The sequence below is a fragment of the Rhizobium laguerreae genome, from assembly GCF_019778565.1.
GTDB classification, from domain to species: domain Bacteria; phylum Pseudomonadota; class Alphaproteobacteria; order Rhizobiales; family Rhizobiaceae; genus Rhizobium; species Rhizobium laguerreae.
On the sequence record NZ_JAAXQT010000014.1, the window covers coordinates 66,589 to 80,796 of the forward strand.

The window sequence follows — 14,208 nt, forward strand, 5'->3', positions numbered from 1 at the left end:
CCTTATGCATTGCCGGTGGCGGCGCGCACCAGCGCTTCCGGCGACAGCTCGGCGCGTTCGAAAATTCCGGCGGAAAGACCTTCCTTCATCACCAGGACGCGGTCCGACATGCCGATGATTTCGGGCAGTTCGGACGAGACCATGATGATCGACAGGCCCTCGGCGGCGAGTTCGCTGATGAAGCCGTGCACGGCCGCCTTCGAGCCGATGTCGATGCCCTTGGTCGGTTCATCGAGGATGATGACCTTCGGCGCCGTTGCCAGCCATTTGCCGATGACGACCTTCTGCTGGTTGCCGCCCGACAGCGTCCCGACGGGCACGGAAAGAGCAGCGGCGCGCAGGTCCAGCCGTTCGGCATATTTGCGGGCGAGCGCGAATTCTTCTGCCGCCCTGAGGAAGCCACGGCGCGAGGTGCGGGTAAGCGAAGGCAGCGTCATGTTCTGGAAGATCGGCATCGGCAGCGCCAGCCCGTGGCGGCCGCGCTCTTCCGGCACGTAGACGATGCCGGCGCGGATCGCATCCTGCGGCGAATGGATGGTGATCTCGCGGCCTTCGAGCATCATGGTGCCCGAGAGCGGCCTGGTGATGCCGAAAAGCGATTGGGACAGTTCCGAACGCCCGGCGCCGATCAGACCGTAAATGCCGAGAATCTCGCCCTGGCGGAGCGTGAAGGAGATGTCGCGGAATTCGGTGCGATGGCTGTAATTGCGGATCTCGAGAACCGGGCCGCCGATGGCGACATCGACCTTCGGAAAGGCATTCTCGACGTCGCGGCCGACCATCATGCGGACGATCTCGTCCTGCGGCGTTTCCTTGAGCCGGCCCTGGCCGACGGCGCGGCCGTCGCGAAAGACGACGAAATCGTCGGCGATCTCGTACACTTCGTCGAACTTGTGGCTGATGAAGAGGATCGCCTTGCCCTTTTCCTTCAGGCCCCGGACGATGCGGAAGAGATCGTCGATCTCCTTGCGGGATAGGGCTGCCGTCGGCTCGTCCATGATGACGATGCGGGCCTCGATCGACAGAGCGCGCGCAATTGCCACCAGATGGCGCTGCGCGATCGAGAGGTCCTTCAGCCGGATCGTCGGATCGATATTGCTTTCGAGCGCGGTCAGCAGCGCCTTGGCGCGGCTGTTCATCGCCTGCCAGTCGATGGTGCGCAGACGCGTGCGCGGCGCATGGCCGAGGAAAATGTTTTCTGCAACCGTCAGCTCGTCGAACAGCACGGTTTCCTGATGGATGGCGGTGACGCCGGCATCGATTGCGGCCTGGGCGCTGGCAAAAGTCACCGGCTGGCCATCGACCAGGATCTCGCCTTCGTTCGGCCTGTAGATGCCGGTCAGGATCTTGACCAGCGTCGATTTGCCGGCGCCGTTTTCGCCGATCAGCGCGGTGACCGTGCCGGGATGCAGCGCGATGCTGACATTGTCGAGCGCTTTCACGCCCGGAAAGATCTGGGAGATGCCGCGCATTTCCAGAATGGCGGGCGCATCACCGGTTTTGCTGTCTGTGGCGGTTTGTTGAAAGGCGGCGTTCATCAGCTTCTACCAGTGTCGAATGAGAATCCCGGCGGCCATCAGGCCGCCGGGCTTTTATGCGTCGGCCCCAGATCAGAAGACCTTGGAGAACTGGTCGATATTCGAAGCATTGTAGACGAAGGGATCGGCCATGGCGGCTTCACCATTGTCGCCGACCTTGATCTTGCCCATGCGACCGGCTTCGATCTCGCTGCCCGGCTTGCCGTCGGTCTCGCCCTTGACCAGGCGATAGGCGATCTGCGTTGCGGAATAGCCGAGATCGATCGGGTTCCAGATGGCGAATTCCTTCGTCGCGCCCGACTTGATCGCGCCGGCCATTTCGGACGGCAGGCCGAGACCGGTGACGTAGACCTTCCCGACCAGACCCTTGTCTTCGACGACCTTGGACGCGGCGAGAACGCCGACCGTCGTCGGAGCGACGATGACCTTGATGTTCGGGTTTGCCTTCAAAAGGCCTTCGGCTTCACGATAGGACTTGTCGGAGAGATCGTCGCCATAGACAGTGGTGACGAGGTTGAGGCCCGGGAAATCCTTGAGCTGCTTCTTCATCTGGTCGATCCAGATGTTCTGGTTGGTCGAGGTGGTCGTGGCCGACAGGATGGCGAAGTCACCCTTGCCGCCGTCGAGATGGTCCTTGACGAGCGTCAGGCACATCTTGCCGATCAGCTCGTTGGACGACGGGTTGAGCTGCAGGATACGGCCTTCAGGTGCCACGCCCGAATCCCAGGAGATGACCTTGATGCCGCGCTGTGCAGCCTTCTTCAGCGCCGGAACGAGCGCGTCGGGATCGTTGGCCGAAACAGCGATGGCGCTGACGCCCTGGGCGATCAGCGAGTTGATGACTTCGATCTGGCCTTCGGCCGTCGTCGTCGTCGGACCGGTATAGATGACCTCGACGCCGCCGAGTTCCTTGGCGGCTTCCTGCGCGCCCTTGTTGGCGGCATCGAAGAAGCCGTTGCCGAGCGACTTGACGACGAGACCGATCTTGATGTCGGCGGCACTGGCCGTGCCGGCCATCATCGCGACGGCAAATGCCACGCCGATTGCGAGTTTCTTTGCGAGTTTCATGCTTTCATCCTCCCACTTGATTGACACTCTTCACACCTCCCCGGCGCCTTATGCGACCGACGAGGAATCCTCCTTGATTGCCTGGGCGGCCGGGCTCGCAACGATGAGCCTGATGCCGGCATTCTCGATCATCCTGACGGCTTCCTCTGGAATGCCGTCATCGGTGATGATCGTAGACACACGCTCGAGCGGGCACAGAATGAGGCTCGACCGGCGATGGAACTTGCTGGAATCGGCCATGACGACCAATTCGTCGGCCTGATGCATCAGCTTCTGTTCGCTTTGAATAATCAGCGCGTCGGCTTCCATGATGCCGAGTGGGCCGATGCCCTGCGCGCCGATAAAGAAGCGGCGGGCGTAGAAGTTGCGGATCGCGTCATTGTCGAAGGGCGAGAGGATCAAGCTCTGCTCGCGATAGATCGCGCCGCCCGGCACCGTCACCGTGTTCTTCGAATGCTTGACCAGATGTTCGGCGATGGCAAAGGAATTGGTCATTACCTGCAGGCGGTGCGCCGCCATGAAATGCACCATCTGGAAGGTGGTCGTGCCGCCATTGATGATGATCGCGTCGCCGGGATCGCAAAGCTCGACCGCCTGGCGGGCGATTGCGCGTTTCTTGTCGATGTTGACCGATTCCGAAACGCGGAAGGGGCGCCCGGCGAGATTGCCGAGCTGCGGTGGATGCACGGCCTCGGCGCCGCCGCGCACACGGCGGATCTTGCCCTGAACATGAAGAGCCGCGATGTCGCGCCGGATCGTCGCCTCGGAAGCCTCGGTCAGTTCGGAAATATCCTGAACCGTCACGACGGACTTTTCCTGAACGGCGCTCAGAATGATGCGATGGCGTTCGCGTTCGTGCATGGGGCTCCTCCTTCAATCGTTTATTTCGCACATATGACAATGTGTCAATCAAAAACGATCATAAATTTTCATATTGCGCTGCACAATAATCGAATTTGATCGTTTTCGATTGACAACTGCGGTTTTGATGAGCGATACCGTCTGCGAAAAGGGGCGCGAACTTTGCGCTCCGATGATGATTTCATATGGGAGGATGACATGGCGGCGAACGTCCGGCTTCTGGAAAACCGGTGGGATGATGCTTACGCGGCAGGCCTCGATGAGCCTGGCAAGCTGCTCTATCGCTCCAACCTGCTCGGCGCCGACAAGCGCATCACCAATTATGGCGGCGGCAACACCTCGGCGAAGGTGATGGAAACCGATCCGCTCAACGGCGGCAAGGTCAAGGTACTTTGGGTCAAGGGCTCAGGCGGCGACGTCGGCACGATCAAGCTCGACGGTTTCGCGACGCTCTACCAGGACAAGCTGGAATCGCTGAAGGGCATCTACAAGGGTGTCGAGGACGAGGACCGCATGGTCGGCTTCCTGCCGCACTGCACCTTCAACCTGAATGCCCGCGCCGCCTCGATCGACACGCCGCTGCATGGTTTCGTGCCTTTCACCCATGTCGACCACATGCATCCCGACGCGATCATCGCGATTGCCGCATCGCAGAATTCGAAGGAATTGACGCAGCAGATCTTCGGCGACGAGATCGGCTGGCTGCCGTGGCGCCGTCCGGGTTTCCAGCTCGGCCTCGACCTCGGCGCATTCGTTGCCGCAAACCCAAATGCCAAGGGCGTCGTGCTCGAGAGCCACGGCCTCTTCACCTGGGCGAACGATGCCAAGGCCTGCTACGAACTGACGCTCGATATCATCAACAAGGCGATCGTCTGGTTTGCCGAAAAGACCGAGGGAAAGACCGTTTTCGGCGGGGCGGTCGCGCAGAGCTTGGCCGTTGCCGAACGCCGCGCCATCGCCGCCCGGCTGATGCCGGAGATCCGTGGCCGCATCGGGAAGCAGGAGCGTAAGCTCGGTCATTTCGACGATCAGGACGCCGTGCTCGAATTCGTCAATTCCAGCGATCTGCGCCCGCTCGGCGCGCTCGGCACCAGCTGCCCCGACCATTTCCTGCGCACCAAGATCCGCCCGCTGATCGTCGATTTCGACCCGGCCAAGCCGGATGTCGACGCGATCGTTTCCGGTCTCGACAAGGCGCTGGAAGACTATCGCGCCGATTACGCCCGCTATTACAACGACTGCAAGCATGGCAATTCGCCCGCCATGCGCGACGCCAATCCCGTCATCTTTCTGGTGCCCGGCGTCGGCATGCTGTCCTTTGCCCGCGACAAGGCGACGGCCCGCATTGCCAGCGAATTCTACGTCAACGCCATCAACGTCATGCGCGGCGCCTCGACGGTCTCCGAATATCAGGGCCTGCCCGAGCAGGAAGCCTTCGATATCGAATATTGGCTGCTTGAAGAGGCCAAGCTGCAGCGCATGCCGAAGCCAAAGAGCCTTGCCGGCCGCGTTGCCTTTGTCACCGGCGGCGCCGGCGGCATCGGCCGGGCGACGGCCGCACGCCTCGTCGGCGAAGGCGCCTGCGTGGTGCTTGCCGATATCGACCAGGCAGCGCTCGAAGGCACCGAAGCCGATTTCGTCAAGAAGTTCGGCGCTGACGCCGTGCGCAGCGTCCGGCTCGACGTCACCAAGGAAGATGCGGTGATCGCCTCCTTCGCGGAAGCCTGCGTCGAATTCGGCGGCATCGATATCCTCGTCTCCAATGCCGGCATTGCCTCCTCCGCGCCGATCGAACTGACCGAGCTTGCGACGTGGAACCGCAATATCGATATTCTCGCGACCGGTTATTTCCTCGTCTCGCGCGAAGCCTTCCGCCTGTTCCGCCGTCAGGCGCTCGGCGGCAACGTCATCTTCGTCGCTTCGAAAAACGGTCTAGCCGCTTCGCCGAATGCATCTGCCTATTGCACCGCAAAGGCTGCCGAAATCCATCTCGCCCGCTGCCTGGCGCTGGAGGGCGCGGATGCCGGCATCCGCGTCAACACCGTCAATCCGGATGCCGTCCTGCGCGGCTCGAAGATCTGGAGCGGCGAATGGCGCGAGCAGCGCGCCGCCTCGTCCAAGATCGAGGTGGACGATCTCGAGGAACATTACCGCAAGCGTTCGATGCTGAAACTCAACGTGTTTCCGGAAGATATCGCCGAGGCGATCTATTTCCTCGCATCGGACCTTTCGGCAAAATCGACCGGCAACATCATCAACGTCGATGCCGGCAACGTGCAGAGTTTTACGCGCTAGAGAAATTCCAGCAACAGTGTGCAGCGGTTTGCGTCCGGAACGCGTAAAGCAAACGGATAGAGCTATTTCCGGAGGATCACCCATATTGCGTGGACGATCCCCGGCAGATAGCCGCAGAGTGTCAGCAATATATTGAGCCAGAAATGCAGGCCGATCCCGACCTGCAAGAATACGCCAAGGGGCGGCAGGATGATCGCAAGAAGAATGCGGAGAACGTCCATCGTAGCTCCTTCGTTTGAAGACATGTAAGCGTTTGAACGCGAACCGTGCCCTATGGTTCGCGACCAGGGAGGAATAGATGACAGATTCCAGGATTGCGCCAGATCTGGTCGCGACTGAAAACGACAAGCGGGCAACCGCGCTGAAAGCCGATTACGAGGCACTGGGCGCGACGCTTGCCCGTCGCGGCGTCGATATCGAGGCGGTCACCCGCCAGGTTGCGGAATTCTTCGTTGCCGTTCCCTCCTGGGGTGTCGGCACCGGCGGCACGCGATTTGCCCGTTTCCCCGGCACCGGCGAGCCGCGCGGCATCTTCGACAAGCTCGACGATTGCGCCGTCATCAACCAGCTGACGCAGGCGACCCCGAACGTCTCGCTGCATATTCCCTGGGACAAGGCGGATGCTAGCGAATTGAAGGCCAAGGGTAACGCGCTCGGCCTCGGCTTCGATGCGATGAATTCGAACACCTTTTCCGATGCGCCTGGCCAGGCCCATTCCTACAAATACGGCTCGCTCAGCCACACCGACGCGGCGACGCGGGCGCAGGCGGTCGAGCACAATCTCGAATGCATCGAGATCGGCAAGGCGCTCGGCTCCAAGGCGCTGACGGTCTGGATCGGCGACGGCTCGAATTTCCCCGGCCAGAGCCATTTCACCAAGGCTTTCGAGCGTTACCTTGCCTCGATGGCGGATATTTACAAGGCGCTGCCCGACGATTGGAAGCTCTTCTCCGAGCACAAGATGTACGAGCCGGCCTTCTATTCGACCATCGTGCAGGATTGGGGCACCAACTACCTGATCGCCCAGACGCTCGGCCCAAAGGCCTATTGCCTCGTCGATCTCGGCCACCATGCGCCAAACACCAATATCGAGATGATCGTCGCCCGGCTGATCCAGTTCGGCAAGCTTGGCGGTTTCCACTTCAACGATTCGAAATATGGCGATGACGATCTCGACGCCGGCGCGATCGATCCCTATCGGCTGTTCCTCGTCTTCAACGAACTGGTGGACGCCGAGCAGCGCGGCGTCAACGATTTCAACCCGGCCCATATGATCGACCAGTCGCACAATGTCACCGACCCGATCGAAAGCCTGATCAACAGCGCCAACGAAATCCGCCGCGCCTATGCGCAGGCACTGCTCGTCGACCGCAAGGCGCTCTCCGGTTACCAGGATGACAACGACGCGTTGATGGCGTCGGAAACGCTGAAGCGCGCCTATCGCGCCGATGTCGAGCCTATCCTGGCGGAAGCCCGCCGCAGGGCTGGCGGCGCGATCGACCCGATCGCCGTCTACCGCGCCAGCGGTTATCGCAGACAAGTGGCGGCCGAGCGCCCGGCATCCGCTGCCGGCGGCGGCGGCATCATCTGAACGCTCGATTGTTTCACATGGGCTGAAGCCATGCTGATTAGGAATGATGATTGCCGGCAGCGCAGGGGTGACGCGCTGCCGGCAACCTCGCCGTTTACGGCTTCCAGGCCCCGGCGATCTGGCGGGTGGCGATGTTCAGCCGGTTCCAGACATTGATATTGGCGATGGCGATGACCAGTGCCGCAAGGCTCTTGCCGTCATAATGCCGCGTTGCTTCGTCCCAGATATCATCCGGCACAGGGTCGGCGCGGTCGCTAAGGCGGGTAAGCGCCTCCGTGAGCCCAAGCGCGGCGCGTTCAGCATCGCTATAATAAGGGGCGTCGCGCCAGCCAGCGACGGCAAAGAGCCGCTCGTCGGTCTCGCCGTGTTTACGGGCAATGCGCCAATGGCCATCGATGCAGACGCTGCAGCCGTTGATCTGGCTGGAGCGCAGATTGACGAGTTCGAGCAGCTTCGGTGAAAGGCCGGATTCGGCCGGCACCTTGCTGAGAGCATTGAGCGCCTGCATGGCTGCGGGAAGGACGAGGGCGGGATTTCCCATTCTCTCCTGCATGATATGTCTCCTTATACGTTTCGTGTTCGACGATCCGCCGGCCCTGTCACATCGGCCGGGTTTCATGCGTCATGGCTTTGACGGAACGCAGCGGAGGAATGTGACACATGGACGAGAAAAAATGGCTGACTGAAGAATTCGAGGCGAACAGAGCGCATCTGAGGGCCGCAGCCTATCGCATGCTCGGCTCGCGCAGCGAGGCGGAGGATGCCGTTCAGGAGGCCTGGCTGCGGCTCAGCCGCACGGATACGACAGGGGTCGGCAATCTCGGCGGCTGGCTGACCACGGTGGTGGCGCGCATCTGTCTCGATATGCTGCGCGCCCGCAAGACCCGGCGCGAGGAGCCGCTGGAGGCGCCTGTTCATGCTGGGATCGCCGATCCGGCGAACGATCCCGAGCGCGAAGCCGCCTTTGCCGATTCGGTCGGTCTGGCGCTGCTCGTCGTGCTGCAGACGCTGGCGCCCGCCGAACGTGTCGCCTTCGTGTTGCACGACATGTTCGATCTACCCTTCGATGAGATCGCGCCGATCATCGGCCGTTCGTCCGCCGCCACCCGCCAGCTCGCAAGCCGCGCCCGCCGCCGGGTGCAGGGCTTGGACGAGACTCCTGATGTCGATTTCGCGCGTAAGAGGACGATCGCCGAGACCTTTCTTGCCGCCTCCCGCAACGGCGATCTGGAGGCGCTGCTTGCGGTGCTTTCCCCCGATGTCGTCTTCCGCCCGGATGCGACGGCGGCACGATACGGCATTGGCGAAATGCGCGGCTCGACCGATGTGGCTGGAGCCTTCAAGGGTCGGGCGCAGGCGGCGGAGCCCGCTGTTGTCGACGGTGAGCTTGGGTTCGTCGTGCACATCGGAGGCCAGATTCGCATCGCAGTGACGCTGGCGATCGGCGATGGCAAGATCGTCGCGATCGATGCCGTCGCGGATCCGGACCGCCTGCGTCAGATCAACTATTCGATCCTTCAGGACTGAAATCAAACGCGAATTTGTAGATCTCTTGGAGACAGGCGCGCTTCGGGAGGAGCGCGCCTTTACGTTTTCAGAGCGTCGGCGGACACGTCATTTTCCTTGACAGTCGCGTCCTCGGCCTTATTCTACTATAAAATCCTATATAGCATAACTATGGAATTGCGGCGATGCCATGCGCCTGAAGCGCCCTCTCTAACTTCCCCATACCATGATGACCCGCAGACGGATGATCGAGGAGTGATCCCGGTCCGAGACTCAAAAGGAATGCAGATCATGCCCGGCGACCACGTGAAGAAGCCGCTTCTCCTCACCAATGTCAAACCGATTGCCTTCGGTGCCGGCGCAGGCGAGGGTGTTATCGACATTCTCGTCAATGCCGGCGGCAGGATCGCCGAGATCGGTCCGTCGCTTGCGATCTCTGAGGATGTAACGCGCATCGACGGCAAGGGCGCCTTCATTTCGCCGGGCTGGGTCGACCTGCACGTGCATATCTGGCACGGCGGCACCGATATTTCCATCCGCCCGTCCGAATGCGGCGTCGAGCGCGGCGTCACCACGCTGGTCGATGCCGGCTCAGCCGGTGAGGCGAATTTCCATGGCTTTCGGGAATATATCATCGAGCCCTCGCGCGAACGTATCAAGGCCTTCCTCAATCTCGGCTCGATCGGCCTCGTCGCCTGCAACCGGGTGGCGGAATTGCGGGATATCCGCGATATCGATCTCGACCGCATTCTCGAAGTCTATGCCGAAAACAGCGAGCACATCGTCGGCATCAAAGTGCGCGCCAGCCATGTCATCACCGGCTCCTGGGGCGTCACTCCCGTCAAGCTCGGCAAGAAGATCGCCAAGATCTTGAAAGTGCCGATGATGGTGCATGTTGGCGAGCCGCCGGCGCTCTATGACGAGGTGTTGGAGCTTCTCGGCCCCGGCGACGTCGTCACCCATTGCTTCAACGGCAAGGCCGGGTCGAGCATCATGGAGGACGAGGACCTCTTCAATCTCGCCGAGCGCTGCGCCTCCGAGGGCATCCGCCTCGACATCGGCCATGGCGGCGCCTCCTTCTCCTTCAAGGTCGCCGAGGCGGCGATCGCGCGCGGGCTTCTGCCGTTCTCGATCTCGACCGATCTGCACGGCCATTCAATGAACTTCCCGGTCTGGGATCTGGCGACGACGATGTCGAAACTGCTCAGCGTCGGCATGCCTTTCGACAAGGTGGTGGAAGCCGTCACCCATGCGCCGGCATCCGTCATCAAGCTGTCGATGGAGAACCGGCTTTCGGTCGGCTCGCAAGCGGAATTCACCATTTTCGATCTGGTCGATTCCGACCTCGAGGCGACGGATTCCAACGGCGACGTTTCGGTCCTCAATAAGCTATTCGAGCCGCGCTATGCGGTAATGGGCGCCGATGCTTTCGCCGCCAGCCGCTATGTGCCGCGGGCGCGCAAGCTGGTGCGCCACAGCCACGGCTATTCCTACAGGTAGGATCTGCGGGCCGGGCGCATGCTCAGCGGTTGCGCCAGCCCATCAGCTTTTCGATCCGTTCCGCTGAACTGCGCACATGCGCCGTATAGTGGTTCTCGTCGGAAAACGCCTTCTGTTCCGGCAGCACGATGGAAATCGTGGCGACGCACTGGCCGTCGCGATCGCAGATCGGCGAGGCGATGCAGGCAACCGCATAATCCGATTCCCCAGCCTGGATCGACAGGCGCGATTCGAAGGCCTTGCCAGCGGCTTCCGACAGCGTGCCCGGATCGATCTCGGCGCGGCCGGTCGGTGAAGATCGGGCGCAGCGCTTGAAGAGTTCGATGCGCTCCTCCTCGGCCAGGTGGCCGACGAGCAGGCGGCCGGAGGCCGTCCAGTTCAGCGGCACCCTTGTGCCGACGCGGGACGCCACCTGAAAATGGCTCGGGCCGTCGGCCATGGCGAGCACCAGCATATAGTCGCCGTCACGACCGCAGACCTGCACGGTTTCGCCGGCCTGGCGGCAGAGATCGTGCATTTCGTGGGTGGCGATGCTCATGAAGTCCAGCGACCTGGCATAGGCAAGGCCGTAATGGTAGAGCCGCGCGCCGAGCCAGATCGAGCCGTCGGCCTGGCGTGTCAGCATGTTCTTCTCGACGAGATCGTCGACGATCACGTAAACGGTCGACAGCGGCGCCTTCACCGCCTTGGCGATGGCATAGACGCCGGCGGGTGATCCGGTCTCGTAAAGATGGTCGATCACCTGAAGCGCCCGGTCGATGCCGCTGACGCGTGCGCGACGCGCACCCTTGCCGCCGGCCTCGCCGGCAACGCCCTCATCTTCGGAGTAAACTGCGGATGATGTCTTTCCGTCCAATTCCACGCACCTCATGCAAACGCGATTATGTTACATTACTATGGCATAGCCGTCGCCGTGGCAAATGGCAACATTTCGCGGGTTGCTAGTCGGATTGGGCCGACTAGATGAGCCTCTGTTTTCAATAATCACCGGAAATTTAGGATGCGGCGGCGGCCGTGAGCGTGCTTAGCGTGAGCGGTTGCTGGAGAAGTCATTCCGCCGCGAGATTTTGGAACAACAAGCCCTAGCCCGAGTTTGACCCCCTGAACCCAGGAGGTCACGATGCCAAATTATCCCACACCACCTTTCCCATCTCAGAAACAGCCGATGCCGGGTTTTACCGCGCAGATGGACCCGGTTCCCGACCATGGCGAAAAAAGTTATCGCGGTTCCGAGCGGCTGAAAGGCAAGCGGGCGATCATCACCGGCGGCGATAGCGGCATTGGCCGGGCTGTGGCAATCGCCTATGCCAGGGAGGGTGCCGATCTGCTGCTTTCCTATCTCGACGAGGATGAGGATGCCGATGAGACGAAACGTCTCGTCGAGCAGGCCGGACGCAAGGCTATCCTCGTCAGCGGCGACATCCAGGATCCCGCCCACTGCAGACAGATCGTCGAGACAGCGGTCAAGGAGCTTGGTGGTATCGACATTCTCGTCAACAACGCCGCGCACCAGGCGAGTTTCAAAAGCATCGACGAGATCAGCGATGAAGAGTGGGAACTGACCTTCAAGGTCAATATCCATTCGATGTTCTACCTGACCAAGGCAGCCGTCGCCCACATGAAGCCCGGCAGCGCCATCATCAACACGGCGTCGATCAATTCGGACAATCCGAACCCGACGCTGCTTGCCTATGCGACGACCAAAGGCGCGATACAGAATTTCACCGCCGGCCTTGCCCAGCTTCTGGCCGAGAAAGGCATTCGCGCCAATGCCGTGGCGCCCGGGCCAATCTGGACGCCGCTCATCCCCTCGACACTGCCTGAAGAAAGCGTCAGCAATTTCGGTAAGCAGGTGCCGATGAAACGGCCCGGCCAGCCGGCCGAGCTTGCGACGGCCTACGTGATGCTGGCCGATCCCTTGTCGAGCTATGTCTCGGGCACGACGATCGCGGTCACCGGCGGCAAGCCGATCCTATAAAGCGCGCAAGTCCGTTGGACGCTTTTGCGCGACATGCTTTAAAGCGGCAAGGGCCGCCGTCTGGTTGTGACGGCAGCCCTTGACGGGGGAGGGAGAGATCCCCAAGCTGTTTAGGCGGCGTCTTCAGCCGAAGCAGGGCACTGCCGGCAGATTGGCGCGGCTTGCGAGTGCTCCGATCATATTGCCGACCGATGTCGAGCGTGGCTCACGTTTGCGGGCTGCCGTCTCCAGGAGCTGCTTGAAGTCTTCAAGCTTCACGCCGTCGGCGCGTAACACCATGGCAATCAGGGGGTCGCGAAGGGCTTCGGATATCGTCAGGTCATCTCTGGTCTTTGTCATGGTTGTCCTCCTTTCGTGGGCGGTCGCCCGTGTTCCACTTTCCGCTGCCATGCCCTCGGCATTGACTTTCGCGTTTCGTGGTGTTACCGGTAAGTAACAATGCATTTGTTACCGATCGGTCACATTGATGTCAAGGACTACGTCCGCAAAAAAATCAGAAACTTCGAATGAAATCCCCGCAGCCGTTCCAGAAGATCGCATCCCGCCGCGGGAGCGTATCGTCTCGACCGCCTCGGAGCTTTTCCGCGAGCGCGGCATTCGCGGCATCGGCGTCGATGCCATTGCCGACGCGGCTCTGACCAACAAGATGACGCTCTACCGGCATTTCGGCTCGAAGGACGAGCTCGTCTGCGAGACGCTTCGCCGCGCCTCCGAAAAGGCCGGTGCCATCTGGCGCGATCTGGAATCGGCCTATCCCGACAATCCGCGCGCCCAGTTGGACGCCTGGGTGGAACTGCGGGCGCAATGTCTGAACGGTGAGCCCGCCGGCTGCGATCTCGCCAATGCCGCCATCGAGCTGAAGGGCGAGGGCCATCCGGCCCACGAAATGATCGAACGGCACAAGGCCGAACAGCGTGATCGCCTGGCCGCGCTCTGTTCGGCGGCCGGTGCGCGCGAACCCCAGCTTCTTGCCGATACGTTGACGCTGCTGCTCGAAGGCGCGCGCGTCAGCCGCCAGGCCATGGGCGCTGCAGGCTGCTGCGGTCATTTCGCCAAGGCCTGCCACGCGGCGATCGCTTCTTTCGCCTGACCGCCGCAAGAGGGGGAACCTTACCGCTTCCATGCCGTTTTTAAACTAACCCGAGGGCGATGTGGAGGCAGGGAGATGAACTACGTCTATCTCAAACGCCTGTATGCCAAACGCGCCGAGCTCGAAGCCAAGCTGGAGCTCCATGATGCGCGCTATTGTTTCGGCGAGGAAGAGGTCGATGACGGCACCGACAGCGATTTGCGTCAGCGGCTGAGCGAAATTTCCGAGGAAATTGCTACGTTGGAGAGCAGGCCGGGCAGATAACTCTAAAATTTGCTTCAGCATTCAGATTTAAGCCGACTGGTATAAAATCAGTCTGTGCTGGCATTGAGGATTTCCATCGTCCGATCGTCGAATTTTCCCTGATAGAAATGCTCGATCACCCGGTGGAAGGGCGAACCATGGTCGCTGATCGCGGCAAACAAGGTCATCGACGAGCGCAGCTTGAGGTCGTCGGGTGAACCAAGGATTTCGTGCGCCGATCGGCCGTCCACCGACAGGATCGCCTCGACGCAACGCAGCAGCCGGCTTGCGAGAATGGGATCGGCGAGATAGGCGGCCGCTTCCTCGGCTGAGCGGATCGCATATTTTTCGGCCATCGCCGAGGTACCGAGACCGGCGATCTGCGGGAAGATGAACCACATCCAGTGGGAGGTCTTGCGCCCGGCTTTCAGCTCCAGGAGCGCTTGTTCGTAGACGCCGTTCTGCGCGTCTATGAAGCGGTGAAGCTTGTAGTCGATGTCGCCGGCCATGATCCTTTCCCTTTTCCTGCTGTATGCAG

At 61.3% G+C, this 14,208-nt stretch carries 15 protein-coding genes; 7 read left to right on the forward strand and 8 right to left on the reverse strand.

Annotated elements, in window-relative coordinates; translation table 11 throughout:
- Positions 1 to 2: 2 nt before the first annotated feature.
- The 3 genes from HFO71_RS32285 to HFO71_RS32295 all read right to left on the reverse strand — a co-directional run bounded on the left by HFO71_RS32285 (position 3) and on the right by HFO71_RS32295 (position 3,467).
- Positions 3 to 1,538, reverse strand: a complete 1,536-nt coding sequence (locus HFO71_RS32285; RefSeq protein ID WP_168312210.1) for a sugar ABC transporter ATP-binding protein — start codon at positions 1,536 to 1,538, stop codon at positions 3 to 5.
- 72 nt (positions 1,539 to 1,610) lie between these two features.
- Positions 1,611 to 2,606 (reverse strand): rhamnose ABC transporter substrate-binding protein, encoded by a 996-nt coding sequence (gene rhaS, locus HFO71_RS32290; protein ID WP_026265566.1) that lies wholly within the window; start codon positions 2,604 to 2,606, stop codon positions 1,611 to 1,613.
- Between the two features lie 48 nt (positions 2,607 to 2,654).
- Entirely contained in the window at positions 2,655 to 3,467 is an 813-nt protein-coding gene (locus tag HFO71_RS32295; RefSeq protein ID WP_003547829.1) for a DeoR/GlpR family DNA-binding transcription regulator, read from the reverse strand.
- Positions 3,468 to 3,665: 198 nt separating this feature from the next.
- Here HFO71_RS32295 and HFO71_RS32300 point away from each other — a divergent pair, with 198 nt between their 5' ends.
- A complete protein-coding gene (locus tag HFO71_RS32300; RefSeq protein ID WP_168340050.1) occupies positions 3,666 to 5,762 on the forward strand; it encodes a bifunctional rhamnulose-1-phosphate aldolase/short-chain dehydrogenase in 2,097 nt (698 codons plus the stop codon).
- A gap of 62 nt (positions 5,763 to 5,824) precedes the next feature.
- On the opposite strand, the gene HFO71_RS32305 is transcribed toward HFO71_RS32300, so the two are convergent.
- Complete coding sequence (locus HFO71_RS32305; RefSeq protein WP_032991071.1) at positions 5,825 to 5,983, reverse strand: YqaE/Pmp3 family membrane protein; 159 nt, start codon at positions 5,981 to 5,983, stop codon at positions 5,825 to 5,827.
- 77 nt (positions 5,984 to 6,060) lie between these two features.
- On the opposite strand from HFO71_RS32305, the gene rhaI reads away from it, so the two are divergent.
- Entirely contained in the window at positions 6,061 to 7,353 is a 1,293-nt protein-coding gene (rhaI, locus tag HFO71_RS32310; RefSeq protein WP_025397485.1) for an L-rhamnose catabolism isomerase, read from the forward strand.
- 94 nt (positions 7,354 to 7,447) lie between these two features.
- Here the strand turns inward: rhaI and HFO71_RS32315 are convergent, their stop codons facing one another.
- Positions 7,448 to 7,906 carry a carboxymuconolactone decarboxylase family protein gene (locus HFO71_RS32315; protein ID WP_168286876.1) on the reverse strand — a complete coding sequence of 153 codons (459 nt, stop codon included), beginning with the start codon at positions 7,904 to 7,906 and terminating at the stop codon, positions 7,448 to 7,450.
- A 107-nt stretch (positions 7,907 to 8,013) separates the two neighbouring features.
- Here HFO71_RS32315 and HFO71_RS32320 point away from each other — a divergent pair, with 107 nt between their 5' ends.
- Together HFO71_RS32320 and HFO71_RS32325 are read left to right on the forward strand one after the other, a co-directional pair.
- Positions 8,014 to 8,880, forward strand: coding sequence for a sigma-70 family RNA polymerase sigma factor (locus tag HFO71_RS32320; protein ID WP_168340051.1), 867 nt, complete (start codon positions 8,014 to 8,016; stop codon positions 8,878 to 8,880).
- Between the two features lie 261 nt (positions 8,881 to 9,141).
- Positions 9,142 to 10,359 carry an amidohydrolase/deacetylase family metallohydrolase gene (locus tag HFO71_RS32325; protein WP_206112735.1) on the forward strand — a complete coding sequence of 406 codons (1,218 nt, stop codon included), beginning with the start codon at positions 9,142 to 9,144 and terminating at the stop codon, positions 10,357 to 10,359.
- A gap of 22 nt (positions 10,360 to 10,381) precedes the next feature.
- Here the strand turns inward: HFO71_RS32325 and HFO71_RS32330 are convergent, their stop codons facing one another.
- Positions 10,382 to 11,230, reverse strand: a complete 849-nt coding sequence (locus HFO71_RS32330) for an IclR family transcriptional regulator (RefSeq protein ID WP_041472614.1) — start codon at positions 11,228 to 11,230, stop codon at positions 10,382 to 10,384.
- Positions 11,231 to 11,479: 249 nt separating this feature from the next.
- On the opposite strand from HFO71_RS32330, the gene HFO71_RS32335 reads away from it, so the two are divergent.
- Positions 11,480 to 12,337, forward strand: coding sequence for an SDR family oxidoreductase (locus HFO71_RS32335; protein WP_003553847.1), 858 nt, complete (start codon positions 11,480 to 11,482; stop codon positions 12,335 to 12,337).
- A gap of 123 nt (positions 12,338 to 12,460) precedes the next feature.
- Here HFO71_RS32335 and HFO71_RS32340 read toward each other — a convergent pair whose 3' ends face one another.
- A complete protein-coding gene (locus HFO71_RS32340) occupies positions 12,461 to 12,676 on the reverse strand; it encodes a hypothetical protein (protein ID WP_025397489.1) in 216 nt (71 codons plus the stop codon).
- Between the two features lie 127 nt (positions 12,677 to 12,803).
- Between HFO71_RS32340 and HFO71_RS32345 the strand changes: the two genes are divergently transcribed.
- Together HFO71_RS32345 and HFO71_RS32350 are read left to right on the forward strand one after the other, a co-directional pair.
- Complete coding sequence (locus HFO71_RS32345; protein ID WP_094088656.1) at positions 12,804 to 13,427, forward strand: TetR/AcrR family transcriptional regulator; 624 nt, start codon at positions 12,804 to 12,806, stop codon at positions 13,425 to 13,427.
- A gap of 75 nt (positions 13,428 to 13,502) precedes the next feature.
- Positions 13,503 to 13,691: a hypothetical protein gene (locus HFO71_RS32350; RefSeq protein WP_003547852.1), complete on the forward strand. Its 189-nt coding sequence runs from the start codon at positions 13,503 to 13,505 to the stop codon at positions 13,689 to 13,691.
- 47 nt (positions 13,692 to 13,738) lie between these two features.
- Here HFO71_RS32350 and HFO71_RS32355 read toward each other — a convergent pair whose 3' ends face one another.
- Positions 13,739 to 14,179: a DUF1810 domain-containing protein gene (locus HFO71_RS32355; RefSeq protein ID WP_131640527.1), complete on the reverse strand. Its 441-nt coding sequence runs from the start codon at positions 14,177 to 14,179 to the stop codon at positions 13,739 to 13,741.
- Positions 14,180 to 14,208 lie beyond the last annotated feature (29 nt).